Raw genomic sequence first — 20,444 nt, forward strand, 5'->3', positions numbered from 1 at the left:
GTCGCGGCTTTTCTCCGTTTGTTATCGGCAAAAAAAGAATGCCAACCCGGACACCTAAAAGTCCGGGTGGTCCTGTGCTGTCTCTCTGGAGGAAAACCCTTTGTTTAAATTAAATCCGCTGTTATTAAGCCTGGCCGCTGCGCCCGGGCTGCTTTTTCCGATTACCGGTAGTCAGGCCGCTACGTTAAAACCTTTTTCCCCGTTATTAAATGACAACAAAGCTGGCGTATTTTGCGTCTGTAATGGATCGACGCAAACGCTGAGCGGCATTCAACGCTTTCAGCCGGGCCTGGATGGCGGCCGCCCCATTACCGTCGGCGAATTGCTATCGAGCGGCAGAATTATTTCCGATGACAATGTTATCGGCGCGGATCGCCTGACGTTCGGCGCGCAGGATTATCTGATTAGCGTGCCCGACGTCAACGGCAGCGGCAATAATCAGCTGCCGGTGTTTAATTCGGCGAATATCAGCGCGCTCGCCTCGGTGACGCCCGCCAGCGAATTGCCCAACTACTACAACGTCAACGGAGAGCAATATATCGATGCCCGCGTGGCGCAGGTGAGCAACGGCACCATTAACGTCGATATCGGCGTCGACGGCGCGGCCACCACCGCCGCCACCAACGGCTGGAGCATGGCGGCCAAGCAGAGCCAGCTGTTTACCGCCAATGGCAGCGGGGCGATGAACTGGCAGTCGGCCAACCGCATCGCCTTTACCGGATCCTATACCGAATACACTTCCAATCTGGCCTGGTGGGTGGATAACGTCGCCCAGTACAGCGGCCCCTTCAGCGTCACCACGCTGGACGGCAACAGCCGCGAATTCAACGTCGCCAGCCTGAACGATCTGCGCCAGTACAACGACTGGCTGATTGAGCAGCTGCGGAGCGGCAACCTCAGCGCCGGCAGCTACAACGGCGAATTCAATAAGGCGCTGTCGCTCTACAGCGCGCCCATCGCCTATGTGATCGACGCCGATGAGTATTACGATGAGGTGACGCTGCCGGTGGGCGAGCGCGTGGTGCTGAGCGCCGACGGCCCTGGCGCCAGCGTCTCGGTGCAGAAGGGCGCCACGCTGGAGGTGATCGACTCCGACGGCGGCGCGGTGCGCGCCACCAACGGCGCGAAGGCCACTATCGACGGCAAGCTGGCCGCCAGCGGATCGGCGGCCCATGAAAACACCGCGCTGCGGCTGGCGGGCGCCAGCGGCGTCAATAACGGCGTCATCAACGGCGGCTTCTTCAACAACGCAGACGGCAGCGGCGTGGATGCGGCGACGCTCGGCTACAGCGGCACCACGGTGCTGGCGACCGGCGGCAGCCGCTTCGTCAACAACGGCGTGCTGAATTACGCCACCACGCAAGCGGGCAGCGCGCTGCGGCTAAGCGACGCCCAGGGGATCAACAACGGCGCGATTAACCTCGGCGTGGCGGAGTCGAGCGGCAGCCAAAGTAGCGCGGGCGTCATGCTCGACTCTAGCGGCGCCAGCTTTACTAACACCGCGGGCGGCGTGATCTACGTCGGCCGCGCGCCGCAGAACGCGAAAAGCGACGCCGTGGAGGATGTGGCGATTAACCAGAGCGGCGGCGTCAGCGCCATTGCGCAGCAGTTTAACTCCACCGCAATCAACGACGGGCGCATCGTGCTCGGCAGCAAGGTGCAGAACGCCGCCGCCATGCGCGTCGAGAACGGCCCGGAAGCGATCGCGCTCAACAACGGCACCCTCGATCTCAACGGCCGCGCGCAGTTTCGCCCGGCGGAAATCGTCGGCCTGCTGGCGATTGATTCCGGCAGCGGCGGGCTGGTGGGCAACAACGGCACCATCAACCTAAACGGCGACGGCGGCACCGGCATTAAAGTCATCGCCCGCGACGGCCAGCGCGCCAGCGCCTTTTCCAGCGGGGCGATCAACGTTACCGGCCGCGCCGATACCCTTAACGGCAGCTTCAACACCGCGGTGTGGCTTAACGGACAGGGAAGCGGCAAGGCGTCCGCCAACCTGAGCGGGCCTATCGTGCTGCAGGGCAACGGCGCGGTCGGCATTCGCGCCGAGGGCAACGCCACGGTCGATCTCACCGCCGACGCGGTGCCGCAGCTCGGCGGCAGCGGAGAGTATCAGATGGGCTTTCTCGCCATCGGACCGAATGCGCACATCAATCTGCCGCAGGCGGGCAATTATGCCACCGGCTCTGACGACTGGTACGCCACGATTTTTCGCTATCAGGACGGCGCGGACTTTGACGGCGCGGGCCTGACTATCGCACCGGGCGCGGCTTTTTCCACCGGCATCGAAGCGGTGGGCGAAGGCTCGGTGGTCAACACCCACGGCGCGATCTTCAACATCGGCAACACCTCCACCGGGCTGCGCATCGAGGGCGGCGCGCAGGGCACCATTGACGCGGCGACGCAGCTCAACCTCAACGTCGGCGGCGCGACGGCGGCGGTGGTGGACGGCAACTACTACAACCTGACGCGCTATATCACCAACAGCTTCGACCAGCCTTTCGCCTCAACGCTGGTGAACCACGCGAATATCAATGGCCAGGGCAACCAGCAGATCGGTTTGATCGCCCAGTACAGCGGCGCGCTGACCAACACCGGCGACATCAGCCTGCGCGGCGAACAGAGCTACGGCATCCAGGCGCTGGTTGGCGGCCAGGCGACCAGCAGCGGCAATATCAGCGTCAGCGACGGCGCGGTGGCGCTCTTTGCATCGGGCTACGCCTTTGCCGATCCACAAAGCAGCACTATCACCAGCAGCGGCACGCTGAACGTGACGGCAGGCAGCGCGGATCGCTTTTTCCCTACCACCGGCCTCTATGCCATCGGCGACGCGGCGCGCATCGAGCAAAGCGGCGTTATCAACCTCTATGGTGAAAACGCGCTGGCGGGCGAAGCGCTCTACGGCGGCGCGCTGGTGCTCGGCCAGCAGAGCAGAGTGGTGTTTCACGATCCCAACCAGACCGCTTATCGGGTGGTGGAAGGGGGCGGCACCATCTATGCGTACGGCAGCAATCAGGATGTCTCTACCGACGGCTCAACGCTCTATCAGCTGGGCGACGGCGCGATCCTGTCGCTGCAGCGGTTAGGGGAGATCACCCTGAGCGGCGCCAACACCACCGGGGTGAAAATGTCCGGTAGCGCCACGCTCTATGACAATGAAACCTACTTCCTTAACGGCAAGGGCGCGGTGGCGCTGCGCGCTTCCAACGGCGCCTACGGCGATCTGGGCGACGTGTGGCTGAACGGCGACGAGACCATCGGCGCCATCAGCGAAAACGGCGACGGCGTGGTGTTCAGCAACGGTAACATTATCGGCAGCGGTAAAAACGTCACCGCGCTGCAGGCGTCCAGCGGCGCGACGGTAATGAACAACGGCACCATTATCCTTGACGGCGAGAACAGCACTGGCGCGCGACTGCTGGACGGCGGCCGCCTGATCAACAATGTCTGGATCCATGTAGCGTCTGGCATCGGGATTGACGCCAGCGAAGGGGCAAGCCTCTATCAGCCCTATAACGGCACGGTGCAGGTAGATGGTGGCATTGCCGGCGCGCGCGTGGGGGAAAACGCCACCCTCAACATTGAGGGCGACCAGCTGTTCCGCAGCGGCATCTGGGTAAAAGGCGGAGCGGACGCGGTATTGCTGGATCGCGGCGCTACGGGGCTGCAGGCGAGCGAAATTATCCTCAGCGCCGAGGGCGGCGGCAGCGCGATTAATAACCGCGCGGAGACCGCTAATATCGCGTTAGATAACGCCTATCTCATCCCGATTGACGGCGCGGGCATCCGCTCCGCCACGTCGTTCGACTACGGCGGCAAGGCGACGATTGACGTGCAGGGCAGCGGCGTTGGCTATCTGTTCCAGCACGAGGATGGCTCCGCCACCGCTAACGATTTGGTGGTGCCGCCAGGCTACGCGATTATCGTCAACGGCAGCGGCGATGGCATTCGCGCCAATACCTCTGGCCGCGTCTTCTCTGACGGTTTTATCGCCATCGCCAGTGAAAGTGGTGGTTCGGCGATTGTCACCCGCAGCGCCAGCGAGGTGATAAACCGCGGCACCATCGTCTCCTACAGCCGCGTCGCGCCGGTTATCGATCTGCGCGGCGGCCAGACGCTGTTTATCAACCAGGGCGATATCAGCGCGGAATATCCGGAAACGCCGATCGTGGCGGGCGGCGCGACCAATGACCAGCTCGCCTTTATCGGCGGCAGCGTGGTCGGCGAGGTCAATACCGGCAACGGCAGCGATACGCTGGCCGTCACCGGCGGCACCCTCAACGGCAGCCTGACCATGGGCAGCGGCGAGAACAACCAGGCGCTGATCGAGAACGTCAGCCTGGCGAATACCCGCCATATCACCACCGCGGGCGGCGTCGGCAGCACGCTCAGCTTCCGCAACATCGACGCCAGCGGCGGCTCCTTCAGCGACGACGACCTCAGCAAAGGGGTCAACCTCGGCGCGGGCTGGAGCACGCTTAACTTCACTCAAACCCAGTGGACGCTGACCGATAACCTGAAGCTGGCGCACAGCACCATCAATATCGACCGCGACTCCACGCTGTTTGCCGGCAACGGCGTCAACCCGCTGCTGGCGGGCGCCGCCGACGACTCGCTGGTGGTGAACAACGCCGGTACGCTCGATCTGAGCAACGGCGGCGCGGGCAACAATTTGCTGACCATCGACGGCACGCTGGCGTCGCTCGGCGGCACGCTGCGGCTGGCGACGCGGCTGAGCGGCGCAGGCGGCCAGAGCGACGCGCTGCGGGTCAATGGCGACGTCACCGGCACCACGCTGATTGACGATCGCATTCTGGCAGGCAGCGCCGCGACGCAGAGCGACGCCAGCGGCGACGGGGCGATCGACGGCCGCGAAGGCGTCTCGCTGGCGCAGGTTTCCGGCAACGCCAGCGCCGACAGCTTCGCGCTGCAGGGCGGCTACCTCGCCGCCGGGCCCTGGCAGTACGGGCTGTACGCGTTTGCGCCCGACGGCAGCGGCGCGGGCTGGGATTACCGGCTCGCTAACCGCTATGTGTGTGAGGACGGCTCGCTGTGCCAGCCGCAGGCGGGGCGTGCCGCATCGCGCGCGGCGCGTCCGGCGCTGGCGCCGCAGGTGCCTTCTTATCTCTCTGCGCCGGTCGGTCTGGCCTACTACACTCAGGCGATTACCGACGATCTGCATAAGCGTCTCGGCGAACTGCGCGACGGCCAGCGCAGCGGCACGGGCGGCGAGCTGTTCCTGCGCTATCTCGGCTCGAATCTGACCTACCAGAGCAACCGCGACTTTAGCGACTACGGCTTTAACGCCGATATCGACTACAGCGCGGTGCAGCTCGGCGGCAATTTGCTGCAGCTTGATGGCGCAAGCGATAGCCTGCGCGGCGGCGTCGCCTATACGCGCGGCAATACGCGCATTCGTCCGCACGCCGCGGACGGCTACAGCTCCACCACCTTCGACAGCGACAGCGTCTCGTTCTACGGCACCTGGCAGCGTGACAGCGGCTTCTATCTGGACGGCTCGCTGAGCTGGAGCTGGCACCGCGGCGACACCGATATCGCGCGGCAAAAAGAGGTGGCGAAGCTGAAGGCCGACGGCTGGAGCGCCTCGCTGGAGTCGGGATATCCCTTTGTTTTCGCCAACGGTCTGCGTCTTGAGCCGCAGGCGCAGCTGACCTGGATGCGTCTGAAGTTCGATGACGCCACCGATAAGGATGGCACCAGCGTGTCGTTCGACGACGACGACCAGACCATCGGCCGTCTCGGCGCGCGGCTGGATCGCACCTGGCAGGATGACGCGCAGCGCGAATATACCCCTTATCTGCGCGCCAACTACTCTCGCGGCTGGGGCGGCGGCTCGAAGGTCAACGTCGGCGCGGCGGGCAGCGACATTAGCCAGGATTTCAACAGCGGCAGGTTCGGGCAGATGTGGGATGTCGGCGTCGGCGGCACCACCCGCTTCCGCAACGATGTGTCGCTCTACGCCGAGGCGGACTACCGCAAGGAGATTGACGGCAACGGCGCGAAGGGCTGGCGCTATAACGCCGGGGTACGCTGGACGTTCTGAGTGGGAAGAAAGGTGTAATGTGCCAGTTACGCATGAGGTAATAACGCAGTCTGGAGCCGCTCAGGGACGGGCGGTCCTCGCGCCGCTGACGCGGTACCTTCACGCCATTCGTCTGCCTGACGGACCGGTGGGGATGGAACATCCCTGTTCCAGCCCCACCTTTCGCCCGCATCCATGCGGGCTCTCCTGGCAGCCTCACTCCGTTCAGCGCTGCGAAATGCCCGCTCCTGAGCGGCCCCAGCCTGCTGGCCAGCTTCCGTGTGCGCTGCTGGAAAGGGCAGCCTGTCTAAGGCCAGCGCGCCTCCTCTGCTTCCTTTTCGGAGGGGCAAAGCGGAGCTGCATAAAGAAAGGGCCGCTGATGAGGCGGCCCTTGTTTATCAGACACATTGAGGGGAAAACACTGATGCCGTCGCGCGTCGCGTCGCGGCGGCGTCAGATTTTTTAGAACTGGTAAGTCATGCCCAGCGCAACTACGTCGTCGTTGTTCAGGCTCAGACGGTTGTCGTCGTCCAGCTGGTTGATTTTGTAATCCACGAACGCCGACATGTTTTTGTTGAAGTAGTAGGTGGCGCCCACGTCGATATATTTCACCAGATCCGCATCGCCGATACCGTTTTCGATATCTTTGCCTTTGGTCTGCACGTAGCCCAGCGACGGACGCAGGCCGAAATCAAACTGATACTGCGCCACCAGCTCGATGTTCTGCGCTTTATTCGCCGCGCCCGCTGCCGCCAGGCCCGTTGCGCGGTTGGTGCCGCTGAACGGCGTCATGTTGCGCGTTTCGGTATAGATAGCCGCCAGGTAGACGCTATTGGCATCATATTTCACGCCTGCGCCCCAGGAGTCCGCACGGTCGCCCTGACCGTAAACGCGCGCCTGCTGCTGGTTGGTGCGGTCGGAAGAGGTGATCGCCGACATCACGCTAATGCCGGTATCGGCGATGGTGTAGCCCAGCGACGCGCCGTAGCCGTCGCCGTTCTGGCGGTTGATATCGGTACGCGAGTTGGCGCCGTTGGCGTCGTTGCGGCCCTGGTACTGCAGCGCGAAGCGCAGGCCGTCAACCAGACCGAAGAAGTTGTTGTTGCGATAGGTGGCTACGCCGGTGGCGCGCTGCGTCATAAAATTATCGGAACGCGCGGTGCCGTCGCCGCCGAATTCCGGGAACACGTCGGTCCAGGCTTCAACATCATAGAGCACGCCGTAGTTGCGGCCGTAATCGACAGAGCCGTACTGACCAAACTTCAGACCGGCAAAGCCCAGACGGGTTTTGTTGCCGTTGTTGGCGTCGGAGCCTTCGGAGTTGTTGACGTTGTACTGATATTCCCACTGGCCGTAACCGGTCATCAGGTCGTTGATCTGGGTCTGGCCTTTGAAGCCGATGCGTACATAGGACTTATCCCCGTCCTGGCTGTCCGCGTCGCTCAGATAGTGCATCGCTTTTACTTTGCCGTAGAAGTCCAGCTTATTGCCGTCTTTGTTATACACTTCCGCCGCGTGAGCAGCGGAAGTCAGCGCCAGAGCAGAGACGACGAGTGCCAGTGTACTTTTCTTCATTTGCTATCAATCCCGATGAGTAAAATGTGTTATGCCCCTGAAAAGGGCTTATAAAACAGGGGACGTTTTACCGTCTGGAGATGAACGTTTTATGACATTTTTTCTGATTTCTTGTGATATGCGAACTTTTGGTCTACTCGCTTGTCTCGGGTTTTTCGTGCTTTTCCCCGGCGGAGAGTTGGCTTCGCTTCCTACTCCTGATAAAAAGTTCCTTCGCAGAAATTTTTTTCTTTTTTTACTTAAACGGCAGGAAATATGAGCGGCAGTCAGACCCTGGTGGTCAAATTGGGGACCAGCGTCCTTACCGGCGGTTCACGTCGGTTGAATCGGGCGCATATGGTGGAACTGGTTCGTCAGTGCGCGCAGCAGCACGCGGCCGGCCATCGCATCGTGATCGTCACCTCCGGCGCGATGGCCGCCGGGCGCGAGCACCTGGGTTACCCGGAACTGCCCCCTACCATCGCCTCAAAGCAGCTGCTGGCTGCGGTGGGGCAGAGCCGTTTAATTCAGCTGTGGGAGCAGCTGTTCTCTATCTACGGCATCCATATCGGCCAGATGCTGCTGACCCGCGCGGATATGGAGGATCGCGAGCGCTTCCTTAACGCCCGCGACACCCTGCGCGCGCTGCTGGACAACCATATCGTGCCGGTGATCAACGAAAACGACGCGGTGGCCACGGCGGAGATCAAAGTCGGCGACAACGATAACCTCTCGGCGCTGGCGGCGATGCTGGGCGGCGCCGACAAGCTGCTGCTGCTCACCGATCAGCAGGGGCTCTATACCGCCGATCCGCGCAGCAACCCGCAGGCGGAGCTGATCGCCGACGTGCATGAAATCGACGACGCGCTGCGCGCGCTGGCGGGCGACAGCGTCTCCGGCCTGGGCACCGGCGGTATGTCCACCAAGCTGCAGGCGGCGGACGTCGCCTGTCGCGCCGGCATCGACACCATTATCGCCGCGGGCAGCCGTCCCGGCGTTATCGCCGATGTCATCGCCGGCAATGCGGTCGGCACGCGCTTTCACGCCATGCAGTCGCCGCTGGAGAACCGCAAGCGCTGGATCTTCGGCGCGCCGCCGGCTGGCGAGATCACCGTGGACGATGGCGCGCTGGCGGCGATGCTGGAACGCGGCAGCTCGCTGCTGCCGAAAGGCATCCGCGAGGTGCGCGGCAACTTTTCGCGCGGCGAGGTGATCCGCATTCGCAGCCTGCAGGGCCGCGATATCGCGCACGGCGTCTCCCGCTACAACAGCGATGCGCTGCGCATCATCGCCGGCCATCACAGCCAGCAGATCGGGGAGATCCTCGGCTACGAATACGGCCCGGTGGCCGTGCATCGCGACGACATGATCGTCAGTTAAGGAGCGGTCAAATGCTTGAAGAAATGGGAAAAGCGGCGCGCGCCGCCGCATATAAGCTGGCCGATCTGTCGACCGCTGAGAAAAACCAGGTGCTGCTGGCGATCGCCGATCGTCTCGACGCGGAACGCGAGGCGATTCTGGCGGCCAACGAGCAGGATCTTGCCGACGCGCGCGCCAGCGGCATGAGCGCCGCGCTGCTCGATCGCCTGATGCTCAACCCGCAGCGCCTGAGCGCCATCGCCGACGACGTGCGCAAGGTGTGCCAGCTCGCCGATCCGGTCGGCCAGCTGATCGACGGCGGCCTGCTCGACAGCGGACTGCGCATCGAGCGTCGCCGCGTTCCGCTCGGCGTGGTCGGAGTGATCTACGAAGCGCGCCCCAACGTCACGGTGGATGTCGCCAGCCTGTGCCTGAAAACCGGCAACGCGTCGATTCTGCGCGGCGGAAAAGAGACGTTCCGCACCAACGCCGCCACGGTGCGCGTGATCCAGAACGCGCTGCAGGCGTTTGGGCTGCCGGCGGCGGCGGTGCAGGCGATTGAAAATCCGGATCGCGAACTGGTGAATCAGCTGCTGAAGCTCGATCGCTACGTCGATATGCTGATCCCGCGCGGCGGCGCCGGCCTGCACAAGCTGTGCCGCGAAAACTCCACCATTCCGGTGATCACCGGCGGCATCGGCGTCTGCCATATCTATCTCGATGAAACCATGGAGGTCGCGCCGGCGCTGGAGGTGATCGTCAACGCGAAAAAACAGCGGCCCAGCGCCTGCAACTCGCTGGAAACCCTGCTGATCCACCGCGCCGCCGCCGACCGTTTCCTGCCGGCGTTTACGGCGCGTATGGCGCAGGAGGGGATCCCGCTGCACGCCGATGAAAATCTGCTGGCGCGGCTGCAGGATAGCCCGGCCAGCGTGACGCCCGTCAGGCAGGGCGACTACGACGATGAGTGGCTGTCGCTCGATCTTAACGTGAAGCTGGTGGATGGCATGGACGAGGCTATCGACCATATCCGCACGCACGGCACCCAGCATTCCGACGCCATCCTGACGCGCAGCACGCAGAACGCTAGCCGCTTTGTGAAACAGGTCGACTCCTCGGCGGTGTATGTCAACGCCAGCACGCGTTTCACCGACGGCGGCCAGTTTGGTCTCGGCGCGGAAGTGGCGGTGAGCACGCAAAAGCTGCATGCGCGCGGCCCGATGGGGCTGGAGGCGCTAACGACCTACAAATGGGTGGCGTGGGGCGACGATACGCTGCGCCCCTGATTGCGACTTTATTTAACAAAAAGGGTGTCCAGAGCGGGCGCCCTTTTTTTTAATCCCTGTTTTTCGATCCAGTTAATTTTGGAGTTTTCAGGTGCGACTTTCGACGCCTCCGGACGCCACTTTTTTTTCGACAAAGTGGCTGTCTGTTTTTTGCCCGTTTTTCTACGGAACATTCCTGAAAGCCGCGCCGCAACGGGGCGCGGCGCGATCGAGACTGGTTGCCCAGAGCATGAGGAGGATAATGATAATTAGCGTTGCTTTACAAAAGCAATTGGGTAGCAAACGGACGGTAATATAAAATGAACTGGTAGCAATAATGAAAATAACATCCAGTATCTCCTCTATGGCAGATTATTAACTAATGGTTAAAAAAGAGAGTACGAGACAAGCTTTTACTGCCAGGCTGATTGCCGCGTGCGAAAGTGCGGGAATTGTCGGACATGGACGTAATAAACAGGTTGCCAAAGCGTTACAGCAGCTGGGGTGCAAAATATCGACGCCGGGCGTGTGGAAGTGGTTTAACGCGCAGTCCGTGCCTGATGATAATAATTTGCTGGCGCTAAGCCGCCTGCTGGGCGTACGGGTTGAATGGCTGCAGTATGGGATGGAAAAGCCCGCCGAATCGCTGTCGATCGACAGCCTGAAGGCGCAGCGCAACGTCTTCCGTATCGAAAGCCTCGATATTGGGCAGAAGTCAGCTTCGGGGCTGCACGCGCGCGATGAGTTTGTTGAGACCATTCATGCCATTGAATATGGCGTGGATGAGGCGCGCGTGCTGTTCAACGGTCGGCCGGCGGAAAATATTCGTTTGATAGCGATCAACAGCGATTCGATGGTGGAAACCTTCGCGCCGCGCGATCAGCTGTTTGTGGACATTAGCGTGAAGTTTTTCGACGGGGACGGCATCTATATTTTTACCCTCGACAACCAGCTCTACCTCAAGCGCTTGCAGCTTCAGCATAAGAAAATTGCTGTTATTTCAGATAATAAGCGTTATGAAACCTGGTATCTCAATCGGGAGGATGTCGATAGCATGCAGGTGATGGCCAAGGTGATCCTGAGCCAGGCGCGGCACTATCAGCTGCTGGGTTAACCGCTGGCTAAATTCTGTTCAGCGGCAACCTGCTGAAAAAAAATAATTCAGCAGAATTCAAAAATTTAACCAATGGTAAATAAAAAATTAACTGTTGGTGTTTGATAAAGCATAAGAACAGGTTAATAATTTGAGCGTGGACCAACGAAGCCCTTCTCTCACGGAGTGAGCCGCTCTTAAACAATCGAGGCGCTGCACAAGCGCGAATCAAACCATCCAAAGTCAGTGAACTTTGGGATGGGGTGGATGCGCACATGCAGCGTCGTCAGATGCCGCCTTTTTCTCCCAACTCGCGCTTAGCCTGGCTGTTATTACAGCCGGGGCATTGCGTCGTGAGCGGAAAACGCGACATCCGGGACGGTTCGGCTTGCCGAAAACCCATGCCTGCCACCCCATCGCCAAAGACTCATTCACAGGAGGAGTTATGGCGATAATACACTATGGCAAAAGCGTCTTTGTAGGTAATGCCCGCACCCGCAGGCATCGGCGGCGCCAGCCGCTCAGTCGACTCAAGCTCAGCATCGATCAGGCGCTGGGCTGCGAACCCGAAAATCCCCCGTTACGTCGCGCCGAGCGCATCGCTCAGCGTCCGGTGACCTCGCGTGTTGAGCGGGCGATTGCTCCGACGCCTGTTAACCGTTCTGAAACCGCCAGTTTCGATAACTGCTGTTTGCCGCATGTGCATCTCTACGCCGTGCGCTAAATCTGCTCTCTATCCGCCTGTACCGCTGTATCTCACCTTTTCTCCCGTTTTATCTGGACGGGAATTCTCAACGCACTGTTTAGATCCGCTGCTGGTTTCACCTGTGGTTTTGCTGGGGTTATCCCTGGCACTGATCAGTGCGATTTAACTGTCGCTGTCGCATTGGGAACGTCTTCCCATGCCCGGAAAAGAGGAATGGTCATGAGCCAGATTATTGAGATTCTCAATTTTGAAGAGGGTTACGTCGAAGCGCCTTATCTCGACACGCAGGGGTTTCCCACCGTGGCGGGGGGGATACGCATCGGCCCGAAAGGCGCGTCGCTCAATAACTATGTGTTTCGCGTGCCACGCCAGGTCGGCGACGTCTGGAAGAAGTGCATTATCGAAGGCAAAGCCCAGCAGATGCAGGGCCTGCCACTGCTGCAGCAGGCGCTGGCGAAGTGCAACGACGCGCGCAGCGATGTGCTCTACAGCATGGCCTATCAGCTCGGCGTCGATGGACTCTCCTTGTTTAAAAACATGCTGACCGCGGTGGCGGCCGAGGATTACGACAGCGCCGCCAACGCCATGCTCAACAGCCTGTGGGCGCGTCAGACGCCGGGACGCGCCCGTCGTCATGCCGAAGTGATGCGCAGCGGCACCTACGACGTCTACAGGGGGCTGCTATGAGATGGCTCTTTTTTATCATCGCCGTGCTGATGGTGGTGATCGTGCTGCTGATCATGCAGCGCTTTACCACGCTGGAGTTTGTGGCGCATGCGCGCCTGCTGTTTAAAACCTGGTCGGTCTGGCTGGCGTCGCTCGGGTCGATGCTCAGCGCCTGGGTGCAATCTTTTCCCGCCGCCTCAGTGGACGCCTGGAACACCCTGCCGGAAGACGTGAAATCGATTCTGCCCCACAACTACCTCGGCCTGATTGGCGCCTTTATGGTGGCGATGGGCGTCATCGCGCAGTTTGTGCGGCAGAAGAATCTGGTGCAGCAGAAGCAGCAGCTGGAGGCGAAAAAACCATGAGCCTGTTTACCGCACTGCTTAGCGGCGGCTGGCACTGGCTCGCCGTCATCGGCGCGCTGATCGCCGCGCTGGGCGCCAGCTACTTCGGCGGCAAAAAGATCGGCAAGGTACAGCAGCAGGCCGAAGCCGATACCAAAAGCGCGCAGAAAGAGGCGGCGCAAACCGCCGCCGTCGCGCAACAGCAGCAACAGCATCGCGAGGAGGCGACCCGTGTTAGCACCGAGAACAGCAATCTTGATGACGCTGCTGCTCGCGACAAGCTGCAGCAGTCGAAATACAACAAACCCTGAGCCCACGGCCATTACCGATTCGGCCTGCGTGCTTTTTTCCCCGATTTACACCCACGGCGACGACGCGCAGCGCATGGACGTTCGCACCGTTCGCGCCATCAATACCCACAACGACATGTGGGATCGGCTTTGCGGCCATCCGGCCAAACCCTGATTAACGACGTGCTTTAGTACCTTAAATCCTGAGGAGGATACCATGATTGAAGTAAACTCATTTGCCGAACTGCGTACCACCAAACCCGCAGCAGCAGGCCAGGTCGCCAGCCTGAATCGTTACTACGATAAGGATTCCACCTTCCGCGGCGGCGGCGATTTTGTCGGCTATCTCGGCACCACCACGCTCAAAGATGACGGCGGCACCATTGCGGTAGGCGACGGCTTCTACTGGAAGCGCACCATCAACGATCCCGCAGAGCTGAACGTGCTGCACTTCGGGGCGAAAGGTGACGGCTACGCCGACGATACCGAAGCTTTCATGCGCATGTACAACTGGACCAAAACCTGGAACGCCAACTGCGTCGCGCTGCCCGTGCGCTTTCCCGGCGGGAAATTCCTGATCAAGCCGATCGATCTCAGCGCCACTGACGCGACCTTCTTTGGTCTGCTCGGCGACGACTCGCCGCTGGGCTCGCTGCCGCGCACCACCATTATCTCAGATAAGAGCGATACGCCGGTGTTTAAGGTAAAAGCGCGCCGCACGGTGATCGCCGGCATGGCGTGGAACGGTCAGGCGAGCGCCGACACCGTCGCCAATACCGGCACCATCACCGCCGATATGGTGAGCAACAAACAGCCGTTCTTCGAGAACACCTGTATCGAGGGGGAAACGGTGAATATTCACTGCTTCCGCGCGCAGAATACCGGCGGCACGGTATTCAAGCTGCTGGATACGCTCGACAGTAAGTTCGACCAGATCTATACCCTCTACACCTATTCGCGCGTGTTCGATGTAGGCTGGTCAAACTCACCGCGCGGCGTCTGGGACCATTCGACGGCGATCGAGCTGAGCAACGCCAACTTCCAGACCGGCTACGGCGACGCCACGCTCTACATGCCGCGCGTCACCCAGGGGATTCTGCGCAACGTCTGGATTGAGCATACGCGCAATCCGGGCGATCTCTCCGACGGCGGCTGGACCATCGACACGCTGAACATCGAGGATTGCGGCAGCCCGTTCAATCTGAACAATGCGCGCGTGGTGATGCGTCAGATCGGCCTGCAGTCGGGGGCGAGGATCTCTCAGGACGCCGCCAGCGGCCGCTGGCTCTCGACCTTCGAGTATGGCTATCGCCGTGATGAAAACCACGGCACCTTTATGACCGGCTCGCTGCGGGTAGGGTACTTCAGCGGTTATAAGGTGACCAACAATACCACTACCGATAACTGGTATCGCCTCGGTCAGTTCTTCTTCCCCAACGCCAACCAGCAGTGGGTCATCGAGATGATCGGCAAAGGCGACGCCACTTCGCCATCCACCACCGCCGCTTCGCCGGTGAATATGGTGGGAACCGGTAAAACCTGGATTAACCTGCAGCGGCTGGAAACCGTCTGGGCCGACGCCCACCATATGGGGCAGCCGGCCGTGCTGGATATCCGCTACAGCCGCGTCGGCACCACCTACGCGGTAGTCTGGGTAAAGCTGGCCGCGAACAGTGGGGACACCCTGTTCAACCTGAAATGTACCGGCCCGACGCGCTTCGATACCGGTTCATGCTCGCTGTTCCAGTCTGATATGTCGATGGTCACGGATACCACCAAAATGGGGACGCTGAAGCCGGCGGCGCGCTTTGGCCTGCACAATGGAGTGGCGGGCATCGGCGCCAACGAGAAAGGCGTAGTCACGCTCGCGACGACCGCGGGTACGCCGACAAATAAAACCACGCCTTCGGGCTTTGTGCTGATCAATATCAATGGTACCGACCGCAAGGTTCCTTATTACGATTGATGAAAGGCACTTTTGGCGAGGCTGCGGCCTCGCCTTTTTTTTTTTGTTTTTGGTCTGGTCAGCGCGCAGGGAAGGGGGCTGCCGTGCTGGTTTCACTATCAGATGATGAGAAAAGCAGCATCCGCGCGCTGCGGCTCTTGACGGAAGTGACGCTTTTTTCTAACTTAATGCCCCGTAGTTCTCACCTCTATGCCGGTGTAGCTCAGTTGGTAGAGCAGCGCATTCGTAATGCGAAGGTCGCAGGTTCGACTCCTGTTTCCGGCACCAGTCCTTTCAAGCCAGTCGCTCCGATCCCTCTCTTTTTCTTCATCTTGTGGGACCGATTTGGGGCAGCCGCAGGCCCGTCAAATTTCCTTCAGGAACTCACGCTTACCTGCTTGTCCTCGTCGTTAGCTTTTCTGTCATCCTTTATGCGAACGCTTAACATTACGTGCCTGTTAAAAGAATTAAATTCATTTAATATCAATTGCTTGATTTCATTTAGGCCTGGCTGGAAGATTTATTGTTTGCTATTAAGTAGTGCGCTATATATATTCGCCTCATCCCGAATGCGCCGCCGTGAAGGCGATACATTTAAATAGTGTGCGATTTAATAGCGAAAACTTGAAGGAGTCACCCGATGACCATTAAACATACCGTTTTAGCGCTGGCGCTGGCCGCCGCGTCCGCCAACAGCTTCGCCGATGCGCCCCAGCCGGAGCGCCACGTACAGACTTTTTTGAACGCGCTGAACAGCAGCGGCGGGAAACCTATTGAGCAGCTCTCGCCGCAGGCGGCGCGCGAGGTGCTGATCGGCGCGCAAAAGGGAGCGACGCTGCCGGAGGCCGAGGTAACGGAAAAAACCATTGAGGTGAACGGCCAGCCTTTAAAACTAGATATCGTTAAGCCCAAAGGGGCGCAGGGCACGCTGCCGGTGTTTATGTTCTTTCACGGCGGCGGCTGGGTATTAGGGGATTTTCAGACCCATGAACGCCTGGTGCGCGACCTGGTGGTCGAGTCGGGCGCCGCCGCGGTCTTCGTTAACTACACGCTGTCGCCGGAAGCGCACTATCCCGTCGCCATCAATCAGGCCTACGCCGCGACCCGCTGGGTGGCGGAGCACGGCGCCGAAATTGGCGTAGACGGCAAGCGTCTGGCGCTGGCGGGTAACAGCGTCGGCGGCAACATGGTGGCGGCGGTAGCGCTGCAGGCGAAGCAGCAGCATGCCCCGGCGATTCGCTATGAGGTGATGCTGTGGCCAGTGACCGACGCGCGCTTCGATACCGGCTCCTATCAGCAGTTCCAGAAGGGCTATTTCCTGACGCGCAACATGATGAAATGGTTCTGGGATAACTACACCACCAAAGCAGCCGACCGTAACAATATTCTGGCGTCGCCGCTGCGTGCAACCCGCGAACAGCTGCAGGGATTGCCGCCAACCTTAATTCAGACCGCCGAGCTTGACGTGCTGCGCGACGAAGGCGAGGCCTTTGGGCGCAAGCTGGATGCGGCAGGCGTCGACGTCACGGTAACGCGCTACAACGGCCTGATCCACGACTACGGCCTGCTGAACGGGCTGAGCGACGTGCCGGCGGTGCGTACTGCGCTGCGCCAGGCGGCCGATGGGCTGAAAACGCACCTGAACTGATGCTGCGCCAGGCGAAACGCCTGGCTTTTTTTCCTTTAAGGCAGTACAAAAAAAGCAAGGCATCCGCCAGCGGCCAGGTTAGATTAGCAAAATCATACAGTTAATTTTCTCACTACTGCAGGATACGGACATGTTTGCAAAACACTATGATGTTGATGAAAACCATATCGATTTCCAGGGCATCGTCGACGGCCTCTATTATCCGTTTTATATGGAATGGACGCGCCATGCCTACATGCGCGAAGCGCTGGGCATCGACATCGAAGAGGAGTTCAAACAGGGACGCCTCTATATGGTGCTGGAATATTCGCTGCGCTTCCGTAAAAGCCTGCAAAAGGGCGACCGCCTGGAGGTAACCTGCGCGCTGGAAAAAAACAGCAAGCGCAACCGGGTAAACTTCGTGCAGCAGATCAGAGTCGATGGCGTCACCTGTGCCGAAGCGACCTTTGTCTGCACCTGTCTCAGCAACGGCAGGCCCAGCATGCCGGATGCGGTAATGAACGCACTGAATGCGCTTTAACTTATTGCGTGAAGGGCGGAAGCCCGCCCTTCGCCGCGCCAGCGCCTTGTTTTCCTCTGCCCTGACGCCTCGCTCAATTCTTAGGCCGGCCGGCAAAATTTACGCGACCTGCGTCACATTAAGCGCCTTAATTTTTCCCCGCATTTTCCCCGTTTTTTTCACATCAGCGTTGTTTAACCTGGCGCTATGCTTTAAATGCATATTCTTATTATCCTTAAGAGAGCATAATTGACCGCTGATAAAAGGCGACGCTTTCGAGAAATAAAAATTATTAAGCCCGATTAACAGGATTACACGCTTAATTTTTCGATGCCATGAAAGCACTGCAATTTTTATTTTTCCCTACCAGGATAATTCCTAATGAATAAGAGATTGCTGGCATCGACGAAGCGTAATTTTCATTCGAGGGTTTTCCGGCTTTTAATGGTTCCTGTGCGGAGAGGCGACAGATCTCACAGATAAGCGTAATGCCCGCTTATCCATTAATCCTGATGGATAATCAGAGCATCTGTGCGGAAATTCCGGTTTCGCGTTCGCCCCATTGACGCAATAAAAGCGCCACGTAATATCTCCTCATTCAATCCTGATTTTTTCTGTAGTCGCACAACACTTATCCGGGATAAAAACAAAAACGCTGACGTGAACCCGGCACTAAAACTTTATTTCGGTTATTGCCGTGCTTTTTAGCGCGGAGGTAAAAACTTTTCCAGAGGATCTATGGTGACGCTTAACAACCCGCTAATTAGCGTAATTGTGCCGGTCTATAATGCCGAAAACTCGATTATTCGCTGCGTTGAAAGCGTGCTGGCGCAGCGGGCGCCGCGCGTCGAGCTGATTCTGGTGGACGACGGTTCAACCGACAGTTCGCCGCTGATACTGGAGAGCTGGAGCGACCATCCGCAGGTACGTATTATCACCCAGCGCAACGGCGGCGTTTCGTCGGCGCGCAACGCCGGCATTGCCGCTTCGCGCGGCGCCTATTTGCGCTTCGTCGATGCGGATGATTCTCTGCCCGCCGACGCGTTGAGCCTTTGCCTGGCGCTGATGAATGACGAGGTCGGCCTGATTGTCGGCGAGTCGCAGCATTTCACGCCGCAGGGGCAGCCGATTGCGCGCGCCTTTCCGTCCCAGGCGCGGCGCGTGCTCAGCGCCAGCGACGCGGTCAACGATCTGCTCTATTTTCATCCGCGCCACGGCATCTGCGACAAACTGTTTAACGGCGAGCTGATCCGCGCGCACCAGCTGCGCTTTAACGAACAGATCGCCAATTTCGAGGATCTGCTGTTTGTGATGCAGTATCTCAGCCTGCTCAGCACGCAGCGGGTTATCTGCATCAACAGCGTGATTTATCACTACGTCGAATCAGAGAACTCGGCGACGCGCTCGTCGGTGCGCGAAAAGCATTTCTCCTTCGCCCGTTCCTTTAGCGAAATGCAGCGGCTGCTGTCGCGCAGCAACGATAAGTTTTTCTATTTCCTGCTGCTGAAAGTCTCATCCGCCTATTTATATAAGGCCATCGCCTCCGGCGAATTTAACCCCGCCTTTATCAACGACCATATCCGGCGCTATCGCAAGGCGTTTAAAGCCTATCTCTCTTCCGGCGTCATCGTTAACGGCTGGAGTCTCTACTTCACGCTCTTTTTCTGCTCGCCGCGTCTGGTTTCGCAGCTGCGCAAGCTGGCGCAAAGCGTGGGGCGCGAAGGATAACCATGAAAGATAAACTGAAGAACTCGATGTGGATGATCGCCGAAAAGATCATCGCGGTCTTCGGCCTGATTTTCGTCACCTCTTATGTGGCGAAATATGTCGGGCCGACCACCTTCGGCATTATTTCCATTTCGCTGCTGGTGTTTCAGTTTTTGCAGACCGTGGCCTATATGGGCAGCGATGTCATCCTGCTGAAACGGCTGTCGCAGAATAAAGCGTCCGGTATCAGGCTGATGATCTCCGCCTCGGTGCTGATCGTCACGCTCTACCTGGCGCTGGCGTCGGTCGGGATGGCGATCATGCATGAGGAGATGAGTTCGCAGGCGCAGATCTTTATTGTCGCCGCGGCCATCGCCTGTCTCTTTTCCGCCATCGATCTGGTGAACGTATTTAACGAGGCGATGCTGAATGCGAAGCTGAACGTTATCGCCAACGTCATCGGCTTAACCATAAGTTTGACGATACGCTTCGTTATCTCCAGCTGGGGACTCGATCCCGCCTGGCTGGCGCTGCCGATCGTGCTGGCGACCTTTATTCCCTTTGTGATTAAGCTGGCGCTGTTCCGCCGCTACGAAGGCGCGCTGCGCAGGCCCAACCGTAAACAGCTGAAAGCCTATTCGCGCTATATGCTGGCCTCCGGCGGCACGCTGATCTTCTCGGTGATCGCCGTGGCGCTCTATACGCGCCTTAACCAGTTCAGCGTCAGCTATTTTCTCGGCGTAAAAGAGGCGGGCGTATTTTCCGTGGCCTTAACCCTTTCCGGCGCCTGGGTCTTTTTGCCCAATGCGCTGCTGGCGTCGTTTTATCCGGCCTTTTTCTCGGAGCGCAATCCTAAACGCGCCATCGTCAAAATTCAGCAGCTGCATCTGCTGGTGGTCGGCGTGTCGGCGCTGGTCATTGCCGCCGTGGCGCTGCTGGCGCCGCCCTTTATTCACTACTTTTACGGCCCGGCCTACCAGGATGCGGTCGCGCCTACGGTCTGGCTCTGCCTGGGCGCGATGTTCGGCCTGCTGAGCAGCGTTATGGATCGCTTTATTATCAAGTACAACGGCTACGCCTATCTGGTGAAAAAAACCTTTTTCGTGCTGCTGATTTGTCTGGTTTCTTCCGCCGTGCTGGTGCCGCTCTATGGGCTAACCGGCGCTGCCTTTAGCGTGATTTTGACCGAGCTGCTCTCTTTTACGCTGCTGAATTACTTTTTTGCCGCTCAACCGATGTTCACTATTCATCGCTCTTTTTTCAGTCCCAAAAAAATATGGTTTTTATTAAACGACGCCAAGACCCTCAGATAGTTAAGAGGA

15 protein-coding genes and 1 tRNA gene are annotated in these 20,444 nt (G+C 59.3%); 15 read left to right on the forward strand and 1 reads right to left on the reverse strand.

The annotated features are described in order from the left end of the window. The first annotated feature begins 100 nt into the window (after positions 1–100). A complete protein-coding gene (locus tag AC6I7Z_RS04590; protein ID WP_497813307.1) occupies positions 101–6,067 on the forward strand; it encodes an autotransporter outer membrane beta-barrel domain-containing protein in 5,967 nt (1,988 codons plus the stop codon). 441 nt (positions 6,068–6,508) lie between these two features. Here the strand turns inward: AC6I7Z_RS04590 and ompC are convergent, their stop codons facing one another. Then, entirely contained in the window at positions 6,509–7,621 is a 1,113-nt protein-coding gene (gene ompC / locus AC6I7Z_RS04595; protein WP_497813308.1) for a porin OmpC, read from the reverse strand. 255 nt (positions 7,622–7,876) lie between these two features. Here ompC and proB point away from each other — a divergent pair, with 255 nt between their 5' ends. From proB to AC6I7Z_RS04665, 14 genes are all read left to right on the forward strand, one after another. After that, positions 7,877–8,980, forward strand: coding sequence for a glutamate 5-kinase (gene proB, locus AC6I7Z_RS04600; protein ID WP_497813309.1), 1,104 nt, complete (start codon positions 7,877–7,879; stop codon positions 8,978–8,980). An 11-nt stretch (positions 8,981–8,991) separates the two neighbouring features. Then, the gene (gene proA, locus AC6I7Z_RS04605; protein ID WP_497813310.1) at positions 8,992–10,245 is read left to right on the forward strand and encodes a glutamate-5-semialdehyde dehydrogenase; all 1,254 of its coding nucleotides are present in this window, start codon (positions 8,992–8,994) and stop codon (positions 10,243–10,245) included. 361 nt (positions 10,246–10,606) lie between these two features. Continuing rightward, positions 10,607–11,338 (forward strand): XRE family transcriptional regulator, encoded by a 732-nt coding sequence (locus AC6I7Z_RS04610; RefSeq protein ID WP_048785591.1) that lies wholly within the window; start codon positions 10,607–10,609, stop codon positions 11,336–11,338. Positions 11,339–11,762: 424 nt separating this feature from the next. Continuing rightward, positions 11,763–12,041, forward strand: a complete 279-nt coding sequence (locus AC6I7Z_RS04615) for a transcriptional antitermination N peptide (RefSeq protein ID WP_497813311.1) — start codon at positions 11,763–11,765, stop codon at positions 12,039–12,041. Positions 12,042–12,242: 201 nt separating this feature from the next. Further along, the gene (locus AC6I7Z_RS04620; RefSeq protein ID WP_497813312.1) at positions 12,243–12,710 is read left to right on the forward strand and encodes a hypothetical protein; all 468 of its coding nucleotides are present in this window, start codon (positions 12,243–12,245) and stop codon (positions 12,708–12,710) included. Next, a complete protein-coding gene (locus AC6I7Z_RS04625) occupies positions 12,707–13,054 on the forward strand; it encodes a DUF7940 domain-containing protein (RefSeq protein ID WP_497813313.1) in 348 nt (115 codons plus the stop codon). The genes AC6I7Z_RS04620 and AC6I7Z_RS04625 overlap by 4 nt, the downstream gene beginning before the upstream one ends. Then, positions 13,051–13,344 (forward strand): hypothetical protein, encoded by a 294-nt coding sequence (locus AC6I7Z_RS04630; RefSeq protein WP_048785587.1) that lies wholly within the window; start codon positions 13,051–13,053, stop codon positions 13,342–13,344. The genes AC6I7Z_RS04625 and AC6I7Z_RS04630 overlap by 4 nt, the downstream gene beginning before the upstream one ends. A gap of 28 nt (positions 13,345–13,372) precedes the next feature. Further along, a complete protein-coding gene (locus AC6I7Z_RS04635) occupies positions 13,373–13,498 on the forward strand; it encodes a hypothetical protein (protein WP_275043380.1) in 126 nt (41 codons plus the stop codon). 42 nt (positions 13,499–13,540) lie between these two features. Then, positions 13,541–15,289, forward strand: coding sequence for a putative phage tail protein (locus tag AC6I7Z_RS04640; RefSeq protein ID WP_497813314.1), 1,749 nt, complete (start codon positions 13,541–13,543; stop codon positions 15,287–15,289). Between the two features lie 191 nt (positions 15,290–15,480). Continuing rightward, positions 15,481–15,556, forward strand: a tRNA-Thr gene (locus AC6I7Z_RS04645). A gap of 352 nt (positions 15,557–15,908) precedes the next feature. Further along, positions 15,909–16,916, forward strand: coding sequence for an alpha/beta hydrolase (locus AC6I7Z_RS04650; RefSeq protein WP_497813315.1), 1,008 nt, complete (start codon positions 15,909–15,911; stop codon positions 16,914–16,916). A 130-nt stretch (positions 16,917–17,046) separates the two neighbouring features. Beyond that, complete coding sequence (locus AC6I7Z_RS04655; RefSeq protein WP_497813316.1) at positions 17,047–17,436, forward strand: acyl-CoA thioesterase; 390 nt, start codon at positions 17,047–17,049, stop codon at positions 17,434–17,436. A 717-nt stretch (positions 17,437–18,153) separates the two neighbouring features. Then, the gene (locus AC6I7Z_RS04660) at positions 18,154–19,143 is read left to right on the forward strand and encodes a glycosyltransferase family 2 protein (protein WP_497813317.1); all 990 of its coding nucleotides are present in this window, start codon (positions 18,154–18,156) and stop codon (positions 19,141–19,143) included. Positions 19,144–19,145: 2 nt separating this feature from the next. After that, the gene (locus AC6I7Z_RS04665) at positions 19,146–20,435 is read left to right on the forward strand and encodes an oligosaccharide flippase family protein (RefSeq protein ID WP_497813318.1); all 1,290 of its coding nucleotides are present in this window, start codon (positions 19,146–19,148) and stop codon (positions 20,433–20,435) included. The last annotated feature ends 9 nt before the right edge of the window (positions 20,436–20,444 follow it).

It is taken from the genome of Pantoea sp. X-Soil-MYKO-1289 (assembly GCF_059730625.1).